General features: G+C 70.0%; 20 protein-coding genes. 11 read left to right on the top strand and 9 right to left on the bottom strand.

Going from position 1 to position 23,186, the window contains the following annotated elements; translation table 11 throughout:
- The first annotated feature begins 149 nt into the window (after nt 1-149).
- Nucleotides 150-1,316 carry an AI-2E family transporter gene (locus ACGFNP_RS51500; RefSeq protein WP_393330879.1) on the top strand — a complete coding sequence of 389 codons (1,167 nt, stop codon included), beginning with the start codon at nt 150-152 and terminating at the stop codon, nt 1,314-1,316.
- On the opposite strand, the gene ACGFNP_RS51495 is transcribed toward ACGFNP_RS51500, so the two are convergent.
- The 3 genes from ACGFNP_RS51495 to ACGFNP_RS51485 form a co-directional block, all read right to left on the bottom strand.
- Complete coding sequence (locus tag ACGFNP_RS51495; protein ID WP_393330876.1) at nt 1,313-1,981, bottom strand: alpha/beta fold hydrolase; 669 nt, start codon at nt 1,979-1,981, stop codon at nt 1,313-1,315. The two genes, ACGFNP_RS51500 and ACGFNP_RS51495, sit on opposite strands and share 4 nt — an antisense overlap.
- 130 nt (nt 1,982-2,111) lie before the next feature.
- Nucleotides 2,112-2,777, bottom strand: coding sequence for a M15 family metallopeptidase (locus tag ACGFNP_RS51490; RefSeq protein ID WP_358319714.1), 666 nt, complete (start codon nt 2,775-2,777; stop codon nt 2,112-2,114).
- A gap of 121 nt (nt 2,778-2,898) precedes the next feature.
- Nucleotides 2,899-4,821 carry a beta-galactosidase gene (locus tag ACGFNP_RS51485; RefSeq protein ID WP_393330872.1) on the bottom strand — a complete coding sequence of 641 codons (1,923 nt, stop codon included), beginning with the start codon at nt 4,819-4,821 and terminating at the stop codon, nt 2,899-2,901.
- 69 nt (nt 4,822-4,890) lie between these two features.
- On the opposite strand from ACGFNP_RS51485, the gene ACGFNP_RS51480 reads away from it, so the two are divergent.
- The 6 genes from ACGFNP_RS51480 to ACGFNP_RS51455 all read left to right on the top strand — a co-directional run bounded on the left by ACGFNP_RS51480 (nt 4,891) and on the right by ACGFNP_RS51455 (nt 9,915).
- Nucleotides 4,891-5,289, top strand: a complete 399-nt coding sequence (locus ACGFNP_RS51480; RefSeq protein WP_393330869.1) for a YbaB/EbfC family nucleoid-associated protein — start codon at nt 4,891-4,893, stop codon at nt 5,287-5,289.
- Entirely contained in the window at nt 5,286-5,588 is a 303-nt protein-coding gene (locus ACGFNP_RS51475; RefSeq protein WP_358319723.1) for a hypothetical protein, read from the top strand. Before ACGFNP_RS51480 ends, ACGFNP_RS51475 begins: the two co-directional genes overlap by 4 nt.
- 3 nt (nt 5,589-5,591) lie before the next feature.
- Nucleotides 5,592-8,039, top strand: coding sequence for a hypothetical protein (locus tag ACGFNP_RS51470; protein ID WP_393330866.1), 2,448 nt, complete (start codon nt 5,592-5,594; stop codon nt 8,037-8,039).
- The gene (locus ACGFNP_RS51465) at nt 8,036-8,653 is read left to right on the top strand and encodes a hypothetical protein (RefSeq protein WP_393330864.1); all 618 of its coding nucleotides are present in this window, start codon (nt 8,036-8,038) and stop codon (nt 8,651-8,653) included. Before ACGFNP_RS51470 ends, ACGFNP_RS51465 begins: the two co-directional genes overlap by 4 nt.
- The gene (locus tag ACGFNP_RS51460) at nt 8,650-9,036 is read left to right on the top strand and encodes a hypothetical protein (protein ID WP_358319731.1); all 387 of its coding nucleotides are present in this window, start codon (nt 8,650-8,652) and stop codon (nt 9,034-9,036) included. The genes ACGFNP_RS51465 and ACGFNP_RS51460 overlap by 4 nt, the downstream gene beginning before the upstream one ends.
- 72 nt (nt 9,037-9,108) lie before the next feature.
- Nucleotides 9,109-9,915 (top strand): lytic polysaccharide monooxygenase, encoded by an 807-nt coding sequence (locus tag ACGFNP_RS51455; RefSeq protein WP_393331181.1) that lies wholly within the window; start codon nt 9,109-9,111, stop codon nt 9,913-9,915.
- A gap of 124 nt (nt 9,916-10,039) precedes the next feature.
- On the opposite strand, the gene ACGFNP_RS51450 is transcribed toward ACGFNP_RS51455, so the two are convergent.
- Nucleotides 10,040-11,806 carry a carbohydrate-binding protein gene (locus ACGFNP_RS51450; protein ID WP_358319734.1) on the bottom strand — a complete coding sequence of 589 codons (1,767 nt, stop codon included), beginning with the start codon at nt 11,804-11,806 and terminating at the stop codon, nt 10,040-10,042.
- Nucleotides 11,807-11,946: 140 nt separating this feature from the next.
- Between ACGFNP_RS51450 and ACGFNP_RS51445 the strand changes: the two genes are divergently transcribed.
- Complete coding sequence (locus ACGFNP_RS51445) at nt 11,947-12,957, top strand: NAD(P)H-dependent flavin oxidoreductase (protein ID WP_393330860.1); 1,011 nt, start codon at nt 11,947-11,949, stop codon at nt 12,955-12,957.
- A gap of 21 nt (nt 12,958-12,978) precedes the next feature.
- Here ACGFNP_RS51445 and ACGFNP_RS51440 read toward each other — a convergent pair whose 3' ends face one another.
- Entirely contained in the window at nt 12,979-14,235 is a 1,257-nt protein-coding gene (locus ACGFNP_RS51440) for a C39 family peptidase (protein WP_393330857.1), read from the bottom strand.
- A gap of 94 nt (nt 14,236-14,329) precedes the next feature.
- The gene (locus ACGFNP_RS51435) at nt 14,330-15,529 is read right to left on the bottom strand and encodes a sensor histidine kinase (RefSeq protein WP_393330854.1); all 1,200 of its coding nucleotides are present in this window, start codon (nt 15,527-15,529) and stop codon (nt 14,330-14,332) included.
- A 219-nt stretch (nt 15,530-15,748) separates the two neighbouring features.
- Here ACGFNP_RS51435 and ACGFNP_RS51430 point away from each other — a divergent pair, with 219 nt between their 5' ends.
- Entirely contained in the window at nt 15,749-16,324 is a 576-nt protein-coding gene (locus ACGFNP_RS51430) for a dihydrofolate reductase family protein (RefSeq protein WP_393330851.1), read from the top strand.
- A gap of 163 nt (nt 16,325-16,487) precedes the next feature.
- Nucleotides 16,488-17,756, top strand: a complete 1,269-nt coding sequence (locus tag ACGFNP_RS51425) for an MFS transporter (protein WP_393330848.1) — start codon at nt 16,488-16,490, stop codon at nt 17,754-17,756.
- On the opposite strand, the gene ACGFNP_RS51420 is transcribed toward ACGFNP_RS51425, so the two are convergent.
- Together ACGFNP_RS51420 and ACGFNP_RS51415 are read right to left on the bottom strand one after the other, a co-directional pair.
- Entirely contained in the window at nt 17,737-19,551 is a 1,815-nt protein-coding gene (locus ACGFNP_RS51420) for a protein kinase (protein WP_393330845.1), read from the bottom strand. The genes ACGFNP_RS51425 and ACGFNP_RS51420 overlap by 20 nt on opposite strands.
- Before the next feature lie 138 nt (nt 19,552-19,689).
- On the bottom strand, nt 19,690-20,409 hold the full coding sequence (locus tag ACGFNP_RS51415; protein WP_393330842.1) for an SDR family NAD(P)-dependent oxidoreductase: 720 nt from the start codon (nt 20,407-20,409) through the stop codon (nt 19,690-19,692).
- Between the two features lie 120 nt (nt 20,410-20,529).
- Here ACGFNP_RS51415 and ACGFNP_RS51410 point away from each other — a divergent pair, with 120 nt between their 5' ends.
- A complete protein-coding gene (locus ACGFNP_RS51410; RefSeq protein WP_358319757.1) occupies nt 20,530-21,123 on the top strand; it encodes a TetR/AcrR family transcriptional regulator in 594 nt (197 codons plus the stop codon).
- Here the strand turns inward: ACGFNP_RS51410 and ACGFNP_RS51405 are convergent.
- On the bottom strand, nt 21,104-23,137 hold the full coding sequence (locus tag ACGFNP_RS51405; RefSeq protein ID WP_393330839.1) for an MMPL family transporter: 2,034 nt from the start codon (nt 23,135-23,137) through the stop codon (nt 21,104-21,106). The two genes, ACGFNP_RS51410 and ACGFNP_RS51405, sit on opposite strands and share 20 nt — an antisense overlap.
- Nucleotides 23,138-23,186: the final 49 nt, after the last annotated feature.

The raw sequence follows: 23,186 nt of genomic DNA, 5'->3' as shown, positions 1-23,186 counted from the left end.
CCGTTTCGTGCTGGTCGCGGGTGGAACCGCCGGAAAACTTCACTCTGCCCCCGCGAACGCGAGGTAACGCGTGTCTCATTGTCTCGGCCGCACCTTACTGGGCAGGTGTGAGCCGTGCCTATCAGGGCCGGAGATGAGAGTCTGAAGGTGTGAAGCCGGATCAAGAGCCCCTCTGGGGGCTGGTGCCGCCCACGCTGGCCAAGATGGCCGCGTGGAGCGCCTGCTTGATCTTCATCGGGGTCGTGGCCAACTACGTGTTCGGCATCGTGGCGACGATGCGCATCGTCGCCCTGCCGGTCGCGGTCGCGCTGCTGCTGACCGCGCTGCTGTTCCCCCTCACCAGGCGGCTGCGCGCGGCGGGGCTGCGGGCGATCTACGCCACGTGGGTCACCATGCTGGTCGCGTTCGCCGTACTGGGCGGGACCGGCTGGATCATCGGGGTACGCGCCAACGAGGAGTTCCCCGGCCTGGTGAAGCAGGTCCAGCAGACCGCCAAGACGGTGGAGGGCTGGCTCTACACCGGCCCGCTGCATCTGCAGCCGTACCAGCTCAGCAAATGGGTCGATGACATCGCCAACCTGGTCACCGCGCAGCAGCGGCAGATCACCACGACGGTGCTCGCCGGCACCGTCGTGCTGCTCGAAGTGCTGGCCTCGATCGTCCTGCTGCTCTTCGTGACGTTCTTCCTGCTCAAGGATGGCGAAGGGATCTGGGCCTGGTTCCTCAAGGCGTTCGGCACGGTCGCGCCACGAGTCGATCGAGCCGGGCGGACCGCCTGGGTCACGCTCTCGCACTACGTCCAGGGCACCGTGGCCGTGGCGGCGGTGCACGGCGTGCTCATGGGCATCGTGCTGGCGGTCATGGGCGTCCCGCTGTGGGCGGCGCTCGCCGTGCTGATCTTCCTGGCCAGTTTCATCCCGATCGTCGGTATCTTCTTCGCCGGAGCCGTCGCGACGCTGGTGACACTCGGTGCGAAGGGCCCGATCTACGCGCTGATCTTCCTCGGCATCCTGCTCGTCGAGCAGCAGTTGGAGAACCACGTGCTCCAGCCGCTGATCGTCGGCCGGGCGCTGCACTTCCACCCGCTGGCGATCATCATCGTGCTCGCCGTCGGCGGCATCCTGGCCGGGATCGCGGGCGCGGTCGTGGCCGTGCCGATCGCCGCGATCCTGTATCGGTCGGTGCCCGAGCTCTTCCGGGACGCTCCACCCGAGCTCCCCCGTGGGCCGGCTGCGGCACCACCGGCGCACCCGGACAAACCCACACAGGCGGCCGGGCCCTTGGCTCCCACCAGCAGGAAGTCCGGGCCGGCTTAGTCCGTGGCCAGGAGGATCTTCAGCAGTTCCTCGGGCGCGTCCCGCATCACGTTGTGCTTGGACGCGAGGGCGTGCACCCGCCACGAGGGATCGTTGAGCACCTGCTCATAGGTGGCCTTGAACGGCGATTCCCCTTCCGACAGGGTCGCGTACACGTACTCCTTGCGCCGGAACCGGTCGAGGTCGCCACGCAGGCGGATCGATTGGAGGAGGGACGCCAGCGGGTGCGGCGTGGCTCGCGGATCGAAGAACGGCAGCGGTGGCGTCGTGTAGCCGTTCGTGCCGGCGTCGCTGAGATACCACTCGCGCGTGCCGCCCGGGGCCAGGGTCCAGCAGGAGTCCCCGTCCCGGGGCACGAAGGCGTCGACGTAGACCAGGCCCTCGACGCGTTCGGGGGCGCGGTCGGCCGCGCCGGTGATCACCATTCCGGCATAGCTGTGCCCGACCAGCACGGCGTCGGTGATCTGCTCGTCCTCCAGGAGATTCACCACGTCATCGACATGCGTGTCGAGGTTGACCGAGGCGTTGAGCAGGTGCTTCCTGGCCCCCAGTCCGGTCAGCGTGATCGGGTAGGCCTCGTGGCCGTGCTGCCGGAGCCGACGCGCCAGCGGTTCGAAGCACCACGCGCCGTGGCAGGCGCCGGGAACAAGCACGAAGGTCGTCATGTCTCCACCCTGCGACAGGACGAGCCAGAAGTCCAAGAGATGATCCGTCTGCTTACCAGCACGATTGATTATGGAGGCCGAGGCCGCCGTCGCCCCGCAGCGAGCGACGGCGGCCTCGGCCTGCCCCCGGTCAAGATCGGGGAAGCGGCCAGGTGAGCTGGGCGTGTACGGCCGCGGGAGCACCGGTGGCCAGGGCCCAGTAGCGGTCGCCGTACGACCAGTGCCACCACTCCGTTGGATAGTTCACGAAACCGGCCTCGGACATGGCGTCACCGAGGATGTCCCGGTTGGTGGTGGCCTGGTGGGAGATGTTGGTCGCCGCCGTGTAACAGGCGTCGTCGCTCTCCTCCGGGCCGGCGTTCACCTCCGTGCCCATGTCCAGCTCCGTGCCGTCCTGGGTGCACAGGGTGAGGTCCACCGCCGCGCCGCAGACGTGCGGGCCGATGTGCGGCGGGGCCAGGGAGCGGCTGGCCTGCACGTAGACGTGCTCCCGCGGCCAGTCCGGGTTGGCCTCGCTCAGCGTGGCCGCGTACCGCCGGAAGTACCGCTCCTGCAGCTTCGGCGGCCGGTACGCCTCCACGATGAGCAGGCGCAGCCCCGGGGGGAGCAGGCTCTGGGCGTGCAGGAGGCGTTCGACGTGACCCTGGCGGATGTGCGCGTACGCGCCCTCCGGATCGGCCATGCGCCCGTCCAGCCGCAGCTCGGGTACGGTGCGAAGGTCGACCAGCGGCTCTCCTCGATCCTCGACGGGCATCTCGCTGACCCGCGGGTCGGACATGAGGACGATGTCCAACACGGCTGTTCTCCTTGCGTTGGTCGGGCAGGCAAGGAGAACGTTCGTCGAGAGCTCTACAAATCCACTCCAAAAACGCATCAACCCCGGGAACGTCCCAGCTCTCCGCGCGTCGGAACCCGTGTCACGCCCCGGTTTCGGCCACCACGACGACGTCATGAGGAGCCAGCTCCACCCCGGCGGCGCTCACAGAACGGTCACCGTGGTTGAGCAAGAACAGATGCTTCCCGCGCCGTACGGCCTCCACCTCGTCGGGCAACCCCGGCAGAACAGACGCGACCGCCGCCAGCCGCAGGGTGTCGCGGACGAGCTCGCGCATGGTCCGCTCGTCGGGGCGCGTGCCGAGGTAGGTGGCGGTGCCCAGGCCGAAGGCGTTCCTGGTGATCGCCGGCGACCCGGAAAGCGGGCCGTCGGTGTAGGCGGCCAGGATGTCGGCGCCCTCCGGCACGACGTGGTCGGCCCACAGGTCGGCGCTCCCGCCCGAGGTCAGACCCACGCTCTCGCCCTCGCTGAGCGGCCAGAACTCCGCCACCCGCAGCCCGAGCAGCTCCCGGAAGGCGCCCGGGTACCCGCCCAGCCGGACGCGGTCGCACTCGTCGACGATCCCGCTGAAGAACGACATCAGCAGGTGCCCGCCGCCCTCGACGTAGCCGCGGAGGTTGGCCGCCGCCGCGTCGGTGCACAGGTAGAGGTTCGGCACGACGACCAGCTTGTACGACGACAGGTCCGCCTCGGGGGTCACCACGTCCACCGTGACGTTCTCCCGCCAGAGCGGCGCGTAGTGGGCGCGTACCCGCTCGGGGATCTTCAGCTCGCCCGGCCTGGCGTCCAGCTCCAGCGCCCACCAGTTGGCGTAGTCGTGCACGATCGCCACGTCGGCCCGCACCCGCGAGCCCGCGACGCCGGACAGCTCCGCCAGCTCGGCGCCCAGCCCGGCCACCTCACGGAAGATCCGGTTGTCCGCGCCGCCGTGCGAGACGATCGCCGAGTGGAACTTCTCCGCGCCGCCCGCCGAGGCCCGCCACTGGAAGTACATGACCGCGTCGGCGCCGCGCGCGACCGCCTGGTGGCTCCACAACCGGTTGAGTCCGTCCCGCTTCGGCCGGTTCGGCGGGCGATAGCTGATCGCGCTGGTCGCGGTCTCCATCATCAGGTACGGCCGGCCGCCGCCCAGCGAGCGCATCTGGTCGTGGAAGAAGGCCGCGTCGATGTGCGCGCCGGGGTCCTTCGGCTCGGGGTAGATGTCGAGCGCCACGACGTCGAAGTCGGCCGCCCAGGAGGCGTAGTCGGCGACCGGCTCCCACATGCCCATGATGTTCGTGGTGATCGGCACGTCGGGGGTCAGCTCCCGGAGCACCGCCCGCTCGGCCCGGTAGCAGGCCAGCAGCGCGTCGGAGCTGAAGCGGCGGAAGTCGAGCTCCTGCGCGGGGTTACGCAGCGTCGGGGTCGTGCGGGGCGGCAGCACGTCGGCCCAGTCGGTGAACCGCTGGCTCCAGAACGTGGTGGACCAGGCGGCGTTGAGCGCGTCGAGGTCGCCGTAGCGCTCGCGCAGCCAGGTCCGGAACTCCTCGGCGGAGACGTCGCAGTAGCACTCCTGGATGTGGCAGCCGTACTCGTTGCCGACGTGCCAGATGGCCAGCGCGGGGTGCCGGCCGTACCTCTTGGCCAGCTGTACGGCCAGGTCCGCGGCCGCCGCGCGGTAGACGGGCGAGCTGGGGCAGTAGTGCTGGCGGGAGCCGGGCGACAGGCGCACGCCGTCGCGCGTGACCGGCAGCGTCTCGGGGTGCAGGCGCGACAGCCAGGCAGGCGGTGACGCGGTGCCGGTGGCCAGGCTGACCTCGATGCCCGCGTCGCCGAGCAGGTCCATGACCTCGTCCAGCCAGGCGAAGTCGTGGACCCCCGGCTCGGGCTCGACGAGGGCCCAGGAGAAGACGCCGAGCGTGACGATGGTGACCCCCGCCTCGCGCATGAGACGGACGTCCTCGCGCCACACTTCCGGCGACCACTGCTCGGGGTTGTAGTCGGCGCCGAAATGCACTCGCTTCACGTGCCACTCCTGTTAAACATCGTTACATATGGGAACATGGTGAATCTTGGTAGCAAAGGGGTGCGGTTGATGCACGATGACCTGCAGGCAGCCATCGAGGATCTGGTGGCGGAGTTCGGCAGGCAAGTCCGCCAGGTCCGGGAGACACACGCCCAGCTCCGGGAAGTAACGGCCACGGTATCTGACGGCAATGTGACCGTGACGGCGGGTCCGCAGGGCAGGATCGACGAGATCACCTTCCACCCCCGCGTCTACCGCAGGCTCTCGCCGTCAGAGCTGGCCCAGGCTGTTCTCGATCAGGTCGCCAAGGCCAACACGCAGGTCGCCGAGGAGTCGCGGGTGCTGATGGCGCCGCTCGTACCCGAGGGGATGGCGGCGGAGCAACTGTTCGGCGGCGAGTTCGACCTCGACGGGCTGCTACCGGAGACGCCCTTCCGGACACCGGCCAAGCGCCGGGAGGCTCGATGAACGAGTGGGCGCAGGGGTTCGACGTCGCCTGGAACCACATGCGCCGGGCGGGCACGGGCTGGTGCGCCCCCGCCGACACCATGCGTGGCGCGCACGGGCTCGTGCGGTCCGTGCTCGACAGCGCCCCGTGGGGCCAGGACCAGTACGGCCGGCAGTTCGCCGCCGGCTTCGTCGGCACGCTCGAAGACCTCCTCCAGGGCTGCGGCCAGGGCGCGAACTGCATCGACGATCTGGAGGAGCAGGTCGACCTGGCGGCCCGCAACTACGAGCGGGCCAACCACCTGTACCCGCAGGTCTGAGGCGTGGACCTGCAGACCCTGCTCGGCCCCGCGTTCCCGTACGTGGAACCGGTACTCGGCTGGGTCGTCGGCCTGGACTACCCCGAGGGCGACGGCGAGCAGAGCCTGGCGGGAGCCGCCGACCTGCGTACCGCGGCCACGAGGTGCCGTACGGCGGCCTGCGAGGGCGACGAGACACTCAGCAACGTGCTCGCCTACGCCATGGGCCCCGCGGCTTCCGCGCTGAGCGCCTACTGGGGGAAGTTCTCCACCGATGACCCCGCGTACGTGGAGGAGCTGGCCAAGTCCTGCGAGAGCGCGGCGAAACAGCTTGAGGCGTACGGCCTGGACACCGACTACACGCAGAAGTACATCGCGCTCTGCCTGATCCTGCTGGCCTTCCTGCTGCTGCGGTCCTACGCGTTCGGGCCCGCGTCGGGCGGCGCCTCGTTCCTGTCGATCGGGCCCGCCTGCTCGATGGCCAGGCTGAACGTCAGGACGATCGCCAAGCTGCTGCTGATGAGCATCGCGTTCATGGTCGGCCTGGACGGCGGCACCCAGCTCTGGCAGTTCGCCGAGGGCAAGCGGGACGAGTGGGACGGCGACAAGACGACCGCGGCCGTGGAGGGCGGGCTGCTGACCGGGCTGGCGTTCGCCGGGTTGGGCGGGCTCATCGCCAAGCTGGGCGGTCCGCGGATGCTGGGTGGCGTCGTGCTGAAGGAGGAGATGACGGCACGTGAGCGGGTGGCGGCGTTCCTGACCCAGACCGTGGGCGGGGTGGCCACCCAGAGCAGCGTCGCGTCGGTGATCGGCTCGGTCCCCATGCTGGTGGAGAACGGCCAGCTCACTCCCGAGGCGCTGGGCAAGGCCGCGGTGGCGGGCTTCGTGGGCGGCATCGACGGCCGGGCGGGCTATGCGGGCCCGCGGGCCGCCGAGGGCCTCCGCGTGCCACGACTGGGAGAGGTGCCACGACTGGGAGAGCCGGGCGGCACCCGGCTGGCGGACGCGCGGGTCCCTGGAGAGGCGCCGCGACCGGCTGATCAGCGGGTGCCCGCGTACCACTTCGGCCCGGACCCGCACGACGGCGCGGGCGGACCGTCCCACGACGGCGCGGGCGGGGCGCCCCGCGAGGGTGCGGGCGGGGCGCCGCACGAGCGGAGCGGAGGGGGCGAGCCCGGTGGGGCGCGCGGGAGCGATGGCCGGGCCGTGCCGGAGCTCACGCCCAGGCATCGGGAGATCATCCGGCAGAGCAGGCACGAGGTGGCCTCGGGCGTCTGGTACCGGAATCCGGGCCAGGCGGTCATGCCCAGCGCGGACATGCGGCTGCTGCGGCAGACACCGGGAGTCATCGACGTGGGCATCAGCGCCGACCGCAACGGGTTCTACCTCGGCGACCAGCGGCTGTCGGGCCACGACGTGGGCACGATGCTCGCCTACGACCCGGTCGTGATGGCCGATCCCAACGCCAAACTGCGCATCCTGGGCTGCGACCTCTATCAGAACCCCGTCGCGGTGAAGCAGGTCGCCGACATCGTCGGCCGGGAGATCATCACGGCCGACAAGTTCGTCTACATCGGCGCCGACCGGCTGGCGCACACGGGGAGCATCCCCCAGTACCGCCAGGACGGCCGGCCGATCTTCCGCGAGGACGGCCAGTGGCACCACACCCAGCCGGAGCAGCCGCACCGGCAGCCGACCGCCCCGGTGGACGTGGCCCGGCCGAGCCACGAGCTCCCGCCGGGGCCGCTCAACGAGGAGACGCTGAAGGCGAAACTGGAGCGGGAGCAACCAAGGATCGAGGTCATAGGCGATGGCCAGCATGGAATCGTGCAAAAAATCCGATTCCGTGACGGCACCTTCCTCATCAGGAAAGTGCATAACTTCGGGCATGTCACGGTGAAAAAGGACCTGCTCGCCTCGCTCGTCGGGCGAGCGATCGGTGCTCCCGTGCCCCACATCATCAGAGATCCCACCAACCCGGACGCCGTCTACATGCAGTTCATGGACGGTGTCGACCCGTCCCAGCTCAAGGGCAGCGTTCACCCCTTCATCTCCAGCACGTCGGGGAGGTTGCTCGGCCTGCTCGACGCGCTGGTCGCCAACACCGACCGCAGGGGCGGCAACTGGCTCGCCCACGGCAAGGACGGCGTCCACGGGATCGACCTCAGCAGATCCTTCAGCTTCGGGCTGGCGAAGGACGAGTACATGTTGAACGACTTCGCCGATCACTACATGGACGTGGAGGGCGAGTGGATCGACAACGAGCTCACCCGTCAGGACATCGAGCTGTTCACCGAGCGGATCGAGGCGCTGCGGCCGGAGTTCGCGAAGCTGGGCCGCGAGGCGTGGCACGACCAACTGCTCGACAACCTGTACCAGATCGGCGAGCACGCGACCGGTGACGTGCCGTTGAGTCATGAGCCCGTCCACCACTTCGGCGGCTCCTACAGCGACCATCCCAGGCCAAGGTGAACGAGCAGACAGCCCGCGCCCTGCACAAGGCGGGCCTCGCCGCCGAGTCCGGAGTCCTCGCCCGCCACACAGGCCACGAGCGGGGCTACGGCGAAGCCGCCGACGGCTGGTGGGTGGAGCGGGAACGTACGACCGCCGTGGCCGGCGAGGTCGTCTCACCGATCCTGCGCGACACGCCCGAGACCTGGAGCCGGGTCGACCAGGTCGTCGAGATCATCCGGGCGCACGGCGGCGAGCCGGGGCCGGGGGTGGGCGGGCACATCCACGTCGGCACGCCCGACTACCGCGAGGTGATCAACTACCTCAAACTCCTCGACGCCTTCCGCGGACACCAGGACATCCTGTACAGGCTGGCGCAGAACCCGGCCGCCGAGGGCGGCCCGCACCGGGGCTACGAGTACTGCATGCCCAACGTGGCGCGACCAGGGCTCAGGCCGTACCACTTCCAGGCCCTGATCGACGCGAACGGGCCCACCAACGCGGTCAGCATGGCCAGTGTGCGGGGGCGAGCCGACGACCACCTCGACAAGGAGCAGCTCATCAGCCTCTACGCGATCACCGGCTGGCAGCCGTCCGTTCTCGCACGGTACAGCCAGGAAGGGGCGAGGCCGTGATCGCGGTCGCCCGGGTCTTCGACGGCGTCAGGAACGGCGTGCCGTACTTCGAGCCCGGCCATCCCCTGGTGGAGAGCCCGCGAGAACGCGAACGGCTCGCCGCCTACCTGGAGGCGGGCATGCCGATCCTGGGCACCACCGGGCTGGACGTGGACCGGGTCGAACCGGAGCGTGGCGACGTGGTGCCGCTGAGCTTCCGCACCGACGGGACCTACGTCTGGACCGACACGGTCACCTACTACCTGCGCACCCACCATCTGCGGCCGGACCCGGAGCTGTGCGCGCACATCGCGGCCGGTGGGTACGTCTGCCCCGTGGTAGGCGCGGACCAGGCCGCGCGGGTGCTCCAGGAGTTCTACCGGTTCTCCGCCGAGCCCGGGTGAACCCGCACGGCCGGGCGTCCGTACCTGTACGCAGGACGGAGTTCGCGAGCCGAGGAGGACTGCCACGTGGTCATGCGTCGCCGGATCGCGAGCGTGGCGGTCGCCGTGCTCGGCGTGGGCCTGCTGCTGCCCGCCGGGCCGGCCGGTGCCCACGGGGCACTGGAGAACCCCCTCAGCCGGGCGGCGGCCTGCGGCGCCGACAGCCCACGGACGGCCAAGTCGCCCGCCTGCAAAGCCGCCCTGGCGGTGAGCGGTACGGCGCTGCCCCGCGGGTGGGACAACCTCAGAGTGGCCGACGTCGCCGGCCGGGACCGCCAGGTGATCCCCGACGGGAAGCTGTGCAGTGGCGGCATCAAGGGGTACAGCGGCCTCGACCTCGCCCGCAAGGACTGGCCCGCCACCAAGCTGACGGCCGGAGCGGGCTTCACCTTCAAATACCGCGGCACCATCCCGCACAAGGGGATCTTCCGGCTGTACGTCACCACGGACGGCTACAACCCGTCCCGTCCGCTCAAGTGGTCCGACCTGGAGAAGAAGCCCTTCCTCAAGGTCACCGACCCGGCGATGGCGGACGGCTCGTACGTCATGAAGGGCCGCCTGCCCGCCGGTAAGACCGGCCGCCACTTGATCTACACGATCTGGCAGAACTCCGACACGCCGGACACCTATTACTCCTGCTCCGACGTGGTCTTCCGGGGCGCCAAGACCGCCGCCGCGCGCTCCAAACCCGAACCCGCCGCGTTGTCCGAGGCCGCGGCCGCCGGGCCCGCATCCGCCGGGAACGGCCGCCTGCCGTGGGCGGTGGGCGGTGCGGCACTCGTCGCCGCCGCTGGGGTGCTCACCCTGCTGGCCCGGTCGAAGAGCCGCCGCTTCCGGTAGCGGACCCGATCAGGCAGGCGACCAGCCGCTCGTTGTTGTTCTGGGATACAAGTCCGGTCTCAGCACTCGGAATCCCGGGTCCCCGGCCGCCCGAGATCATCGGGCAGCCGGGGACGTCCGGGCGCTAGCCCGTCGTGATGAAGCCGCCCGGGTTCACCACCACCGGCGACTCCAGGTAGAGGCCGCGGTACTCGTCCTGGATGCCGCTGTTGTGGATCTGGATGGCCAGCGGGCCGACCTGCCCGGCGGTGGTGTCCTTGAACGCCAGCACCTCGACCGCCGTACACGTGGGCGCGCTCGCGGTGAGCGGGCAGCAGGCCATCCTGGCCTGGCCCGTGCTCTGGTCGGCCACGAGCTCGCACTGGCTCCAGTTGTGGATGTCCCACTTGGTATGCGGGAACTGGGTGAACAGGCTGCCGCCGCCGTTGTTGTGGCCGGGGCGGTAGTCCCAGTGGCCGCCGTTGGGCGGCTGGAACTGGATGGCGCTGAGCGCGTCCCTGATCGGCGTGGTGGTGCCCCAGATCAGCACGGTCGGCGCGTGGTCGCCCGACACCTGCCGGACGTTGAAGATCCAGCGGAAGGTGCCGGTCTGCTGCTTGTTGTAGTAGATCCAGCCTCTGCCTGCCGTACCGGTGCCGTGGATGGCGCCGCTCTTCACGGTCCAGCCGGCCGCCGCGTGCGGGGTCCAGCCGTCCAGCGTGGTGCCGTCGAACATGGAGACCAGGTAGGGGTCGCCGTACGGGTTCTGCGCGACGGGGGTGTGCACGGTGAGATCGGGGCTCGGCGGGGAGACGTTGCCGGCCGCGTCCCGCGCGACGACGTGGATGACGTGGTCGGCGTCGGCGCTCAGGCCCGTACAGGTGCCCGTGGTGGTCTGTCCTGAGACGGTGCCGCACGCCCGCCCGTCGCCGAACAGGTCGTAGAAGGCGACGCCCACGTCATCGGCCGAGGCGGCCCAGGTCACCGTGACACTCGCCGAGGTGATGTCCGTCTGGCTCGGCTGTCCGGGTGCCGTGGGCGGGTGGGAGTCGATGGGCCCGGAGACGGTGAGCTTGTCGAGGTTGGGGCCGCCGGCGGCGCCTGTGGCGGTCGCCCTGACCGTGTTCGTCCCTTCATTGAGTGAGGCGGTGATGGCGAGGTCCGCCCAGGTGTCCCAGTTCGCCGTGGGGTTGAACGCCTGGCCTGCGGCGACCACGGTGCCGTTGACCGAGATGTCCAGCGGGCGGTTGGCCGTCGTCCCGTTGGCGTAGCGCAGGGTCAGTGTCGTTCTGGCCGCCTCGGGCACGTTCACCGTCCACTCGATGTAGCCGCCCGTCGTGTTGACGTAGTCGACGAAGCCGGTGCCGGTGAAGCCGGTGTGGTTGCTCGCCACCGCCGCCTGGGAGAGTACGGCGGTCTCGGCCTGGTAGGCGATGTCCTGGGTGCTGGACATGGTGACGTCGAGGAAGTCCAGGTTGGGGTTGCCGTTGGCGGTGGTCGCGGTGATCCTGACCGGGTTGGCGCCCGCCTGCAGCGTCGCGGTGAGTGTGGCGGTGGCCCAGGTGTCCCAGTTCCCCGTGCCGTTGAACGCCTGGCCGGTGGCGATGGCCGTGCCGTTGACCGTGATGGTGGCGGGACGGTTGGCAGTGGTGCCGTTCGCGTAGCGCAGGGCGAGGGTCGCGGGGCCGGCCGAAGGTGCGGTGACCGAGAACTCCAGGTAACTGCCCGAGACGTTGTCGCCGTTGACGTAGCCGGTGCCGGAGAAGCCCGTGTGGCTGGCCTCGAAGACGCCCTTGGAGATCGTGGCGGCTTCCGCCTCGTAGCGGGTGGTGGTCGCTGCCTGCGCTATACCTCCGATCAATACCGTTGCCAGTAAGGCGAGTACGGCTAAGACAGGCACCGTTCTGGACATGGCGCAGCTCCCTGTGACGTGCGCTCGTTAACAAACTTTCCTAATATTTCTCGATATGACCACCGGTAGCCGGGCGAGTCAATAGGTCGGATGTGTTCTCTTGGCGAACGTCGTGGAACGGGATGGAACGCCTCTAAGGCATGAATCTGCGGACACGCTTCACCGACGCGTACGGTCTGACCACCCCGATCGCGCAGGCCGGCATGGCGTTCGTCGGAGCGCTGCCGGAGCTGGCGATCGCGGTGAGCAATGCCGGGGCGCTGGGGTCGCTCGGAGTGGGGCTGATGCCGACCGCCGCCATGGTCGAGACCATCGGCGCGGTACGGGCCGGCACCACCGGGCCGCTCAACGTCAACCTCATCACCCCCTTCGCCAAGCCCGAGCAGATCGACGCGATCTGCTCGGCCGGTGTCTCGGTGACGTCGTTCCACTGGGGGCATCCGCCGACGAGCTTCATCCGCCAGTTGCACGGCGCGGGCGTGCGGGTCTTCGAGCAGGTCGGGTCGGTGGACGACGCCAAGCGGGCGGTGGACGACGGCGTGGACGTGGTGGTGGCGCAGGGGCTGGAGGCGGGCGGGCACAATTACGCGACGCTGCCGACGTTCGCGCTGGTCCCGCTGGTGGTCGACGCGGTCGCCCCGGCGCTGGTCCTGGCCTCCGGGGGGATCGCGGACGGCCGGGGGCTGGCCGCCGCGCTCATGCTCGGGGCCGACGGCGCCTGGATCGGCACGCGGCTGGCGGCCACGGCCGAGTCGGCGGCGCACGAAGGCTACAAGAGCCGGCTGGTGGCGGCGCGGGGCACCGACACCGCGCGTACCCGGGTGTTCGGCCCGGAGACCCCGCAGTTCAACCCGACGCGGGTGCTGCGTAACCGGGTGGTCCGCGAGTGGCACGACCGGGCGGACGAGGTGCCGCGCGACACCTCGGGCCTGGAGGTCATCGGGCACACGACGCTCAACGGGGATCGGGTGGACATGCGCAAGTTCTCCTTCCTGGTCCCGATGCGCGGTCTGACCACCGGCGACCTGGAAGAGATGGCGCTGCTCGCGGGGCAGGGCGTGGGCCTGGTCGACTCGATCGAACCGGCGGCCACGGTGATCGAGTCGATCACCGCGCAGGCCCACGCCGCGCTCGCCCGCTACCGCGAATAGCCGGGCTCTTCGCAACGAGGGTCACCAGTTGGCGGGCAGTCCCGGCGTGGTCGCGGGCAGGGCGTGGCCGGGCGGGTGGATGACGTACGCGATGCCGCCGCTGCTGGAGCTGCGGAGCCAGACGTTCTCGAAGTCGGCCCGCGGATAGACGCGCCGCACGGCGTCGTTACTGGCGGAGGCCGGGTCGTTGGCGATCACGTCACCGGTGGCGGTGAAGCCGACGACCACCATGATGTGCCCGTTCGTGCCGTATCCGGCGCCCGGCAGCTCGCCCTTCTTGAAGGACTGCGAGGTGATCACCGGGATGCCGGCGCTGATCAGCCGCTCCAGCTCGGTCAGCGACCGCAGGCGGGTGATGAAGCCGTCCAGGCCGTAGCGTCCGGCGTAGGCGGTGTTGAACGGCCAGTTGCCCGCGCCCTGGTAGGCGTGGTCGTAGGAGTAGCGGGCGGCGTAGTCGACCTCCGGGTTCGGGTCGGCCGGATCGACCCAGGAGGTGTCCTGCGCGCTGGGCCACTTGCCCCAGTAGCCGAGGACCATCGTGGTCGAGGTCGGGCTGCACCAGGCCTGACCGCCGCCGTCCCATTCCGGGTAGTGGCCTTCGTGCACGTTCTGGGAGCGGCGCGGCACGGTCAGCTCGGTGCCCCAAGCGCCGCCGCCCGGGCTGACCGGCACGGTCTTGCGCTCGGGCACGTTCGAGGCCATCGCCCCCAGCGTCCGTACGGTCGGCGTCACGGCGGAGCCCGGCGTCCGGTAGAGGGTGAGGCGTAGCTGGTAGGCGTTGATCTGCTTGCCCGTCGCCGCGACGAACGTGTCGACGGAGACGGTGCCGTCGGCGTCGGCCTGGCCGGCCACCGAGGTGCGGCGGATGTCACCCTCACCGTACGCCCAGCGACCGAGCACGTACCACTTGGTCAGCCCGGCCGCATGACGACCACGGGCCTCGACCTGCAGCCAGCTACCCGCCGGGACGTCGGCGGTCCACGAGGCGATCAGCTGGGTGGCGGCGAAGTCGATCGTCCGCTCCGGCCCGGTCCAGCGGGCGTACTCCCAGCTCTTGGTGCCGAGCGCGTCCGTATAGGTGGTGGTACCGGCCGCGGAGGCGAACGACAGGCCGTCGCCGGAAACCGTTCCCTCGGGCGTACCGGAGGCGAAGTCGGCTCGTTGATAGACGACGTTCACCGTGGCCGCCTCGGGTCGCGTGGCGGCGAGGCCAGGCGCGGGAGCGGCCAGGGTCGCGGAAACCAGGACAGTGGAGAGTAAGACGGTCAGCGCGCGCATGAACCTACCTTGCTTGGACGGCGCTCGATGCGGCAGACAGTAGACATAGGGCGCATTCCGCACATCGGAAAATCTACGTACGCGCCGGTTCAGCTCAGGCGCGCAGGGCAGCCTGGCGTTCCAGCCGGGGCAGCCGCATGGTGACGGTCAGACCGCCCTCCGGCCGCGCCTCGGCGGTGACCGTGCCGCCGTGCGCGTCGACGATGGCCCGGACGATCGACAGTCCCAGCCCCGCGCCGCGAGCCGACCGTATCCGGTCGCCCTGCAGCCGGCGGAACGGCTCGAACAGGTCGTCCACGTCGTACGGCGGGACGGGCGTCCCGGTGTTCTCCACCACGACGACCGCCTCCTCGCCCTCCTCACGCAGGCGCAGCCACACGTCACCGTCGCGGACGTTGTACTTGATCGCGTTCTCCAGCAGGTTGTACACGCACCGCTCCAGCAGGAGCGGGTCGCCCGTCGCGAGGGCGGCGCGCAGGTCCTGGTGGAGGGTGACCGGCCGCTTGCGAGGTTGCAGGTCGAGCTGCTCCTCCACGGCCCGGATCACCTGGCGCAGGTCGATGCTCTTGCGGACGGCGAGCTCCTGCTCCGACTGCGCGAGCAGCAGCAGGCCCTCGATCAGCCGCTCGTAACGGGCGTTGGTGCCCAGCAACGCCCGAGCCAGCGCCTTGAGATCCGGAGAAGCCGCCGGCTCCTCCAGCGACACCTCCAGAATCGTCCGATTGATCGCCAACGGCGTCCGCAACTCATGCGAGGCATTACCGATGAACCTGCGCTGCGCCTCGAACACCCGATGCAACCGATCCAACATCGCATCGAACGTATCGGCCAGCCGCTTCACCTCATCATGCGGACCCCGCAACCCGATCCGCTCATGCAACGTACTCTCCGACAACCGCCGCGCCGTCTCCGTCACCCGATCCAACGGCCGCAACGCCCGATCAGCCATCAAATAGCCGAGCACGAACGCGATGACCCCGATCAGGACCATGATGATGAGCGAGGAGCGCAGCATCTCGTCGAGCACGCCGTCCGCCCGCTGCTTGACGTTGACCCGCTGGAAGAACACCTCGCCTTTGACCGCGTCCCCCGGCACACCCTCGGCCCGCTCGCCGCTGACCACCCTGGGCCCCGGGGAGAACTGCTGGTCCAACGCCTGCCCGGTGATCAGGTACGTCGACCAGAGCAGCAGCGAGCCGGCCACGAAGAACGAGCAGCCGTACAGGAGCGTGAGCCGCATCCGGAGCCCCAGCCGGTTCCACGGGAGTACCCGGCCCCAGGCCCGCTGTTTCACGACAAGACCCCTTCCGGTCCCGTCGAGCATGGCGGATCAGGTGTTAGATGCGGGTAAGGCGCTCTTCCGGATCTCGACGAGCTTGGTCTGGAGGCGGTGGGTCAGCTCGGAAAGTTGTGCAAGAAATCCGGGAGGCGTGTCGGATCGGGGCGGTGGTGTTCGTAGCGGGAGTGAGGCCGCCACAAGGCGCGCGCGACCAACGTCCCGCAAGGAGACACCATGACTGCCACGTACACCTTCGACATCTTCTCCACGCTCGACGGCTTCGCCAACCACAACGGCGACTGGGGCGGCTACTGGGGCAAGCAGGGCCCCGAATTCCTCGCCTACCGCGCGGCTGCCTACCGCGACCCGCTGCGCATGGTGCTCGGGGCCAAGACCTACTCCTCGAACGCGCCGTTCCTTGACGCGGGCTTCGACCGCAGCCTGTTCGACGGGTGGATCACGCGCATGTTCGACTCCCCGGTCACGGTGCTCTCCAGCCGGCTGACCGAGCCGCTCGCATGGGCGGACACGACCATCGAGTCCGGCGATCCTGTCGAGGTGGTCACGCGCCTCAAGACCGAATCCGATGTGCCGCTGCGCTCCCACGGCAGCCTGACGCTCAACCGGGCGCTGCTGAACGCCGGCCTGATCGACACCATCGAGGTGACGGTCTTCCCCGTGATCTCCGGGACGACCGGCGTGGACCGGATCTTCGACGGCGCGGACGACTTCGACCTCGAACTGCTCGAGGCCCGGACCTTCGACGGCCACACGCAGGTGCTGACCTATCGGCCGACCCGACACAGTTGATCGCCGACGGGGCGGGCCGGGATCGTCATCCTCGCCGCGTACGTGGTGTATGGCGCTGTGCTCCTGACGTCGACACGTTGACCACCAGCGAAACCACGAGTCCGCCCGTCGAATCCGGACATATGGCCGTATCGCGGAGACCGCTTTCCGTACGGTCAATGGCGTGACCCTCAACCGGCAGGCGCCCGAACAAGATGGCACACTCCTGAAAAATCGCGACTTCATGCTCTTCTGGACCGGGCAGAGCATCAGCGATCTGGGCGCCGCCGTCACGACGCTGGCGGTGCCGCTCACCGCCATCACCATGCTGCGTGCCTCGACCTTCGAGGTGGGGCTGCTGACCGCCTGCAGCACGGCCGCCTGGCTGGTCATGACGCTGCCCGCCGGGATGATCGTCGACCGCGTCGTCAAGCGCCCGCTGATGATCGGCTGCGGAGCGGCGCGGGGCGTGGTGGTGGCCTCGGTCCCTGTCGCGGCGGCGCTGGGCGGGCTGACGATCATTCACCTGTACGCGGTGGCCTTCCTCGTGGGTTCGATCAATGTCGTCTTCGAGATCGCCTGCCAGAGCTACCTGCCGGTCCTGATGTCGCGGCAGCGGCTCGTCGAGGGCAACGGCAAGATCGCCACGACCAACGCGGTGGCCGTCGCCGGCGGTCCCTCCCTGGCGGGCGGCCTGATGACGCTGTTGCACAGCGCGGCACGGGTGATGGTCGTGGACTGCCTCTCGTACGTGATCGGCATCGTGACCCTGCTGCTGATCCGCAGTCCCGAACCGCGGCCCGCCGACCGCGGGGACCGGAGCATGCGTCGGGAGGCGGCCGAGGGGATCACCTTCGTCCTGCGGCACCCGGTGCTGCGGCGCGTCGTGGCGTGCAGCGCGATCTCGAACCTCTGCGACGCCATGGTCACCACGCTCGTCGTCGTCTTCCTGCTCGGCGACCTCGGCACCGACCCCGCCACGCTCGGGCTGGTGCTGGGGCTGGGCAGTGCCGGCGGGATCGTGGGCGGCGTGCTCGCCACGTCGTTCGCGCGATGGGTGGGCGGGGCCCGGGCGTTATGGGCGGGGAAGCTGTACCTCGGGGGGTTCGCGCTCTTGGTCCCGATGGGCGGGCCCGGCTGGGGAGTGCTGGCCGTCGCGGCGGGGTTGTTCGCCTCGCGGCTGTCCACCGTCGCGTACAACGTGCTGCAGATCGCCTTCCGGCAGTCGATCTGCCCGCCCGAGCTGCTCGGCCGGATGAACGCGAGCATCCGGTGGATGATCCGCGGCGCGATGCCGATCGGCGGTCTGCTGGCGGGGATCCTCGGCGCCTGGCTCGGCGCCCGCGCGACCCTGGCCGTCGCGGTGAGCTGTTCCTGGCTGGCGGTGCTCTGGCTGGTGTTCTCACCGCTGCGGCGGCAGCGGGAGATGCCGGTCACGCCGGATTGGTCTTGATCACCTTGCCGTTGACGTCGGCTACCAGGTAGGCCGTTCGGTATTCGTCGCCCACATAGATCATCATCGACTCGCGGACGCCGCCCACGTAGGCGAAGGCGGGATCCACGATCATGTAGTGGGTGGTGGGCTTGCGGATGCGCAGATCCTTGTCCGCCTTGCGGAACAGGGCAGGGAGGGCGTCCCAGTTGAACTTGGCCAGGTCCACCGCGGCGTCGTTCGCGGTGCCGCCAGGGCCCTGGCGCTCGGCTACGCCGTCACGGTAGGTGAAGCGGTCGTAGATGTCCTTCTCGCCCTTGACCAGCCCCTCAATGCTCGCGTACTCCGGGTACACCGTCATCCGGAAGACCTTGGTGCCGCCCATCACCGGCTTCAACTTGGAGATCATGGTCCGCATGCCCGCCGGGGTCAGCAGGTTGCCCGGGTCGGCGGCGGCCTCGGTGGGCTTGCTGGTGCTCTTCTTCGTGGACTTGGTGGCGGAGCTGGTCGGTGTTGCGAAATTCAGTGCCTGCGGGTCGTCGTCGGCGTCGCCGTTCAGCGCGGGCAAGAACGTCCACACCAGCACGCCGACCACCACGACCACGGCGGCGGACACCGCGACCATGGCCGGGGCCGCGCTGCGCCGCGTGCGGCGACGCGTGGCTCCGGTGACCGAGCGCGGGAGCGGCGGGCTGGTGTTCAGCGGGGGGTACTGCGGACCGGTGCCCACCTGCGGCCCCATGGCCGAGTACGGGCCCATGTTCGGCTGCTGCCCCATGTTCGGCTGCGGGCCCATGCCGGGCTGCGAGCCCATAGGCGGGCCCATGTGCGGCTGCGGGAACCCCGGGCCGGTGGGCGACTGCTGGAACGGAGGGCCGCTGTTCGGCGGCTGTGCGAGTGGCGGACCTGGGGCCCAGCCAGGAGGCGCGGGCATCGACGCGGGGGTGTCGGTCACCGAGGCGAGCATGCGGTCCAGCGTCTCGCCGTCCGGCCGGGCGGCCAGGTCGCGCGTGAGCACGTGGCCGAGCACGGGACCGAGCGCTCCGGCCCGCTGCGGCGGCGGCACGTCCTGGTTGAGCACCGCGGCCAGCGTCGCCAGCGTGGTGGCCCGGCGGAGCGGATGGCGGCCTTCGACCGCGACGTACAGCAGCATCCCCAGCGACCACAGGTCCGAGGCCGGGTCGCCCTCGTGGCCGTTGATGCGTTCCGGCGCGATGTACTCGGGCGAGCCAATGAACGAGCCGGTCGCCGTCAGGCTGGTGGACTCGCGTACCGCGGCGATGCCGAAGTCGGTGAGCACCGACCGGCCGTCCGGCCGCAGCAGGACGTTGGCGGGTTTGACGTCGCGGTGCTGGATGCCGACGGCGTGCGCGGCCCGCAGCGCGGACAGGATCTCGCGGCCGAGACGCGCGGTCTCCTGCGGCGTCATCGGGCCGTGTTCGAGGCGTTCCTGAAGCGAGCCGCCGGAGACCAGCTCCATGACGAGCCACGGGTAGCCGCTGTCGCCGTTGTCCACGATGTGGTGGATGGTCACGACGTGCGGGTGGTTCAGCCGGGCCAGGGCGCGGGCCTCGCGGAGCACTCTGGCCCGCAGCTCGCGGGCGGCCTCAGGGTCGCGCTCGTCCATGTCGGGGTCGGGCGGCCGTACCTCCTTGAGCGCGACCTCCCGGTGCAGGGCCACGTCCCAGGCCCGCCAGACGAGGCCCATGCCGCCGCCGCCGAGCCGTTCCACCAGCTCGAACCGGTCGTCGATCACCCGTCTGCGCATGCAGAGCAGCGTACTGCCAGGGGCCTCGCCCAGGACGGGCTGTCTCATACACGTATTTTTCCTGACAACCGGGCGTATGGGGCGCTCAACCTTGCGCCTTGCGGCTGAGGTGCTCCCAGGCGCGGTACTCCTCCGTTCGGGCCTGGTCCATCTGCTGGACAAGGTCGTAGGAGTTACTGCCGACGATCAGCCGCAGCGGCGGATTCGGCAGGTCGACCAAGTCCATGATGACGGGTGCGGCCGTACTCGGGTCAGGTCCCGCGTCGTCGCCCCATATCTCGGCCAGCTTCTTGCGCAGGGGCTCATACTCTGGAAGGGCTCGGTCGTCGTGGTGCCCGTCGTGAACAGCCCGGTGTTGTAGCCGCCCATCTGCACAATGGTGACCTTGATGCCGAAGGGCTCGACCTCCATCGCCAGCGCCTGGCTGACTGAGTCGAGCGCCGACTTGCCCGCCGCGTACAGGCCGACCGAGGCGAATCCCCCGCCGGAGCCCATCGAGGTGACCTGGAGGATGCGCCCGGAACCCTGCGCCCGCAGGTACGGGACGACGGCTTGGGCGACCCAGATCGCGCCGAAGAGGTTGACGTCGAGATGGGCCCGGATCTGCTCCTCGGTGGCCTCTTCCACCATGCCGAACAGCAGCCCTCCGGCGTTGTTGACCACGACGTCGAGCCGCCCGAAGGCCGCCGCCGCCCGGTCCACGCCTTCCCGGACCGCCGCGCGATCGGAGACGTCCATGGACAGGCGTACAAGACGGCCCGGATGCTCTTCCGCCAGTTCAGCGAGCGGATCGACATCGCGGGCCGCGGCCACGACCCGGCCTCCCGCGGCCAGCGCCGCCTCCGCGAACGCCCGGCCCAACCCCCGGGACGCTCCGGTGATGAACCACACTCGGGTACTCGTCACAGACCCCACCTCCTCATAATTGAGACGAGACGGTTCGTCTCGCAAGACACAGCTTGCATCAGCCTTCCCCATTCGTCAAGACGGAACGTCTCGTCTCCAAGGGCTGCTATCCTCACCGGCATGTCCACCGCGAAACAGCCGGACCCCACCCGCCGCAACGAGCGATCGCGCCAGGCGATCCTCGACGCGGCCCGCGAACTGGTCACCGAGGTGGGGTACGCGAAGGTCACGATCGAAGCCATCGCCGCACGGGCAGGGGTGGGCAAGCAGACGATCTACCGCTGGTGGCGCAACCGAGGAGCCGTGATCTTCGACTCGTTCCTGGCGCTCAGCGAGGGGGCCGAAGGGCTCGCGCTACCCGACACGGGCGACATCGAAGCCGACCTCAAGACCGTCATGCGCGCCACCGTCGCCGAGTTCGCCGACCCCGGCTTCGAGGCGCCGATCCGGGCGCTCAACATGGAGATCATCAACGATCCGGAGCTCGCCGCCCAATACCGCGAGAAACTGGCCGGACCCGTGGACGAGGCCAAGAAGGCGCGACTGCGCAGCGCGCAGCGGGCGGGCCAGTTCGCCGCGGACGCCGATCTCGACCTGGCACTTGAGCTGCTGTACGCCCCCCTCTACCAGCGCTGGCTGCACCGCTCCGGGCCGCTCACGCCCGAGTACGCCGACGCCCTGGTGGAGCTCACACTCAGGGCGTTCCGCCCCTGAGCCCTCGGCGACCGGTGACCCAGTTCCACCGGCCCATCACCGCGACGAGCGCGGGCACGAGCAGTGCCCGGACCACGGTCGCGTCCAGCAGCACGCCGATGCCGAGCCCGGTCGCGAAGATCTTGATCTCCGGTTGCGGAGCGGCGGCCAGAGACGCGAACGCCAGGAAGAGGATCAGGGCAGCACTGGTGACCAGGCGACCCGTCCGGCCGATGCCCACCACGATCGCCTCCTCCGTGTCGGCCGTCCTGTCGTACGCCTCGCGCATCCGGGCCAGGATGAACACCTCGTAGTCCATGGACAGGCCGTACAGGAACGCGAAGATCATGGCGGGGATGAACTCCGGGATGGCGCCCATGCCGGGCAGGCCCCAGATCGGCGCCGAGCCGTAGCCGTACTGCCAGACCAGGACCACCGCGCCCAGGGTCGCGGCCAGTGAGAGCAGGTTGAGCACCACCGCCTTGATCGCCAGGACCGGTGACCGGAACGTCCGGGCGAGCAGGAGAAATGTCATGATCGCGATCAGCGCGAGCATCACCGGGAAGGCACCGTAGACCGCGGCCACGAAGTCCATGCTCTGGGCGGCCTCACCGGCGACCTGGGCCCCGGGAGGCACCGCCCCGCGGATCCGGGTGATCGTGTCCTTCCCGGCCGCGGTCCCGGTCTCGTCGGCGGGGATCACGGTGATCAGGGACGTTCCGCCGCCGCGCCAGGCCGGAGGAGCGACCACCGTGGCGACTCCCGGCAGCGACGCCAGCCGGGCGGCTTCGGCGGCCGGATCGGCGCCCGCGGGGAGGATCACGTCGAGCGGCGTGAGCACCCCGCTCGGGATCCCCGCGCGCCGCAGCTCGGTCAGCCCTTCGTACGCCGGTCCCGATCCGGCCAGCGAGGGACTCGTCGGCTGGCCGAGCTGGAGCCCGAAGGCCGCGCAGCCGAGGGCCGCGAGCAGGCCGGTGGACGCGATCAGCGCCGGCCATCGGAACCGGATCACGCCGCGCGCCCAGGCCGCCCAGCGCCACGCCTCGGCGCGCGGGCGCCGGCGCGGCCGGTCGAGCCGGGCTCCGCCCTTCGCCAGCAACACGGGCAGCAGGGTCAGGACGACCGCCACGCTCACCAGCGGGACCAGGATCCCGCCGTACCCGATGCTGCGCAGGAACGGCACCGGGATGACCACCATGGCGATCAGGCCGATGCCCACAGTGGCCCCGCTGATCACCACGGAGCGCCCGGCCGTGGCCAGCGCGCGCATGACGGCGTCGTCCCCCTCGTACCCCAGCGCCCGCTCCTCCCGCCAGCGGGTGATGAGCAGGAGCGAATAGTCGATCGCCACCCCCAGTCCGATGAGGGCGACGATGAACTGCACGATCATGTGCACGTCCGTCATTCCGGCCAGGCCGTACACCGCCAGGAAGGTCACCGGGATCGACACGGCGGCGACCAGGACGGGGACCAGGGCCAGCACCGAGCCGAAGACGAAGGCGAGCACCACGAGCGCGCCCACCCCGCCGATCAGCGTCTCGACGAGCACGCTGACGCCCCGCGCCTCGACGGCGGCCAGTGCTTCGAGGCCGGTCACGCGGAGTGTCGCGCCGCCCGTCATGGCCGGTCGCATGACCCGCAGGAGGGGTCCGCTCAGGTCGGCGTTCATGCCCCGGGTCGGCTCGGTGAACACCAGCCCGAACGTCGTCCGCCCGTCCGCGCCGACGAAGCGCCGGTCCCCGGTGTCGGCGTACGACACGACGCGGACCCGCATCGCCGCGGCCGCCACCGCGAACGGCCGGGCGATGAGCGCCCGCGTCCCCGAGTCGTCCACCGTCCGGCCGGCGGGCAGGGTGATGACAGCGACCAGCGGCGGATCGTCCCCGCCCGTGCCGTAGAGCCGGTGGATGGCCTGGTTCGCCTCGTATCCCGGCCGGCCCGGCTGGGCGAGATCCTCCGTCAGACGATCACCGACACCGATCGTCGCGAACCCGCCCATGACCGCCAGCGCCAGCCATGCGAGGACGACGAGCACCTTGTGCTGAAGGATAAAAAAGCCGAATCGATCCATACGGCCAGTCCAA

This window comes from Nonomuraea sp. NPDC049269, from assembly GCF_043197155.1.
In the GTDB taxonomy this organism is placed as follows: domain Bacteria; phylum Actinomycetota; class Actinomycetes; order Streptosporangiales; family Streptosporangiaceae; genus Nonomuraea.
Note: the sequence above shows the minus strand (reverse complement) of the source record. Positions and strands in the feature narration are given on the sequence as shown.

Excerpts from the sequence above, each read along its gene's own strand:
- ACGFNP_RS51495 (WP_393330876.1), bottom strand. The coding sequence starts at position 1,981 with ATGACGACCTTCGTGCTTGTTCCCGGCGCCTGCCACGGCGCGTGGTGC.
- ACGFNP_RS51480 (WP_393330869.1), top strand. The coding sequence starts at position 4,891 with ATGCACGATGACCTGCAGGCAGCCATCGAGGATCTGGTGGCGGAGTTC.
- ACGFNP_RS51475 (WP_358319723.1), top strand. The coding sequence starts at position 5,286 with ATGAACGAGTGGGCGCAGGGGTTCGACGTCGCCTGGAACCACATGCGC.
- ACGFNP_RS51455 (WP_393331181.1), top strand. The coding sequence starts at position 9,109 with ATGCGTCGCCGGATCGCGAGCGTGGCGGTCGCCGTGCTCGGCGTGGGC.
- ACGFNP_RS51450 (WP_358319734.1), bottom strand. The coding sequence starts at position 11,806 with ATGTCCAGAACGGTGCCTGTCTTAGCCGTACTCGCCTTACTGGCAACG.
- ACGFNP_RS51445 (WP_393330860.1), top strand. The coding sequence starts at position 11,947 with ATGAATCTGCGGACACGCTTCACCGACGCGTACGGTCTGACCACCCCG.
- ACGFNP_RS51440 (WP_393330857.1), bottom strand. The coding sequence starts at position 14,235 with ATGCGCGCGCTGACCGTCTTACTCTCCACTGTCCTGGTTTCCGCGACC.
- ACGFNP_RS51430 (WP_393330851.1), top strand. The coding sequence starts at position 15,749 with ATGACTGCCACGTACACCTTCGACATCTTCTCCACGCTCGACGGCTTC.
- ACGFNP_RS51420 (WP_393330845.1), bottom strand. The coding sequence starts at position 19,551 with ATGAGACAGCCCGTCCTGGGCGAGGCCCCTGGCAGTACGCTGCTCTGC.
- ACGFNP_RS51410 (WP_358319757.1), top strand. The coding sequence starts at position 20,530 with ATGTCCACCGCGAAACAGCCGGACCCCACCCGCCGCAACGAGCGATCG.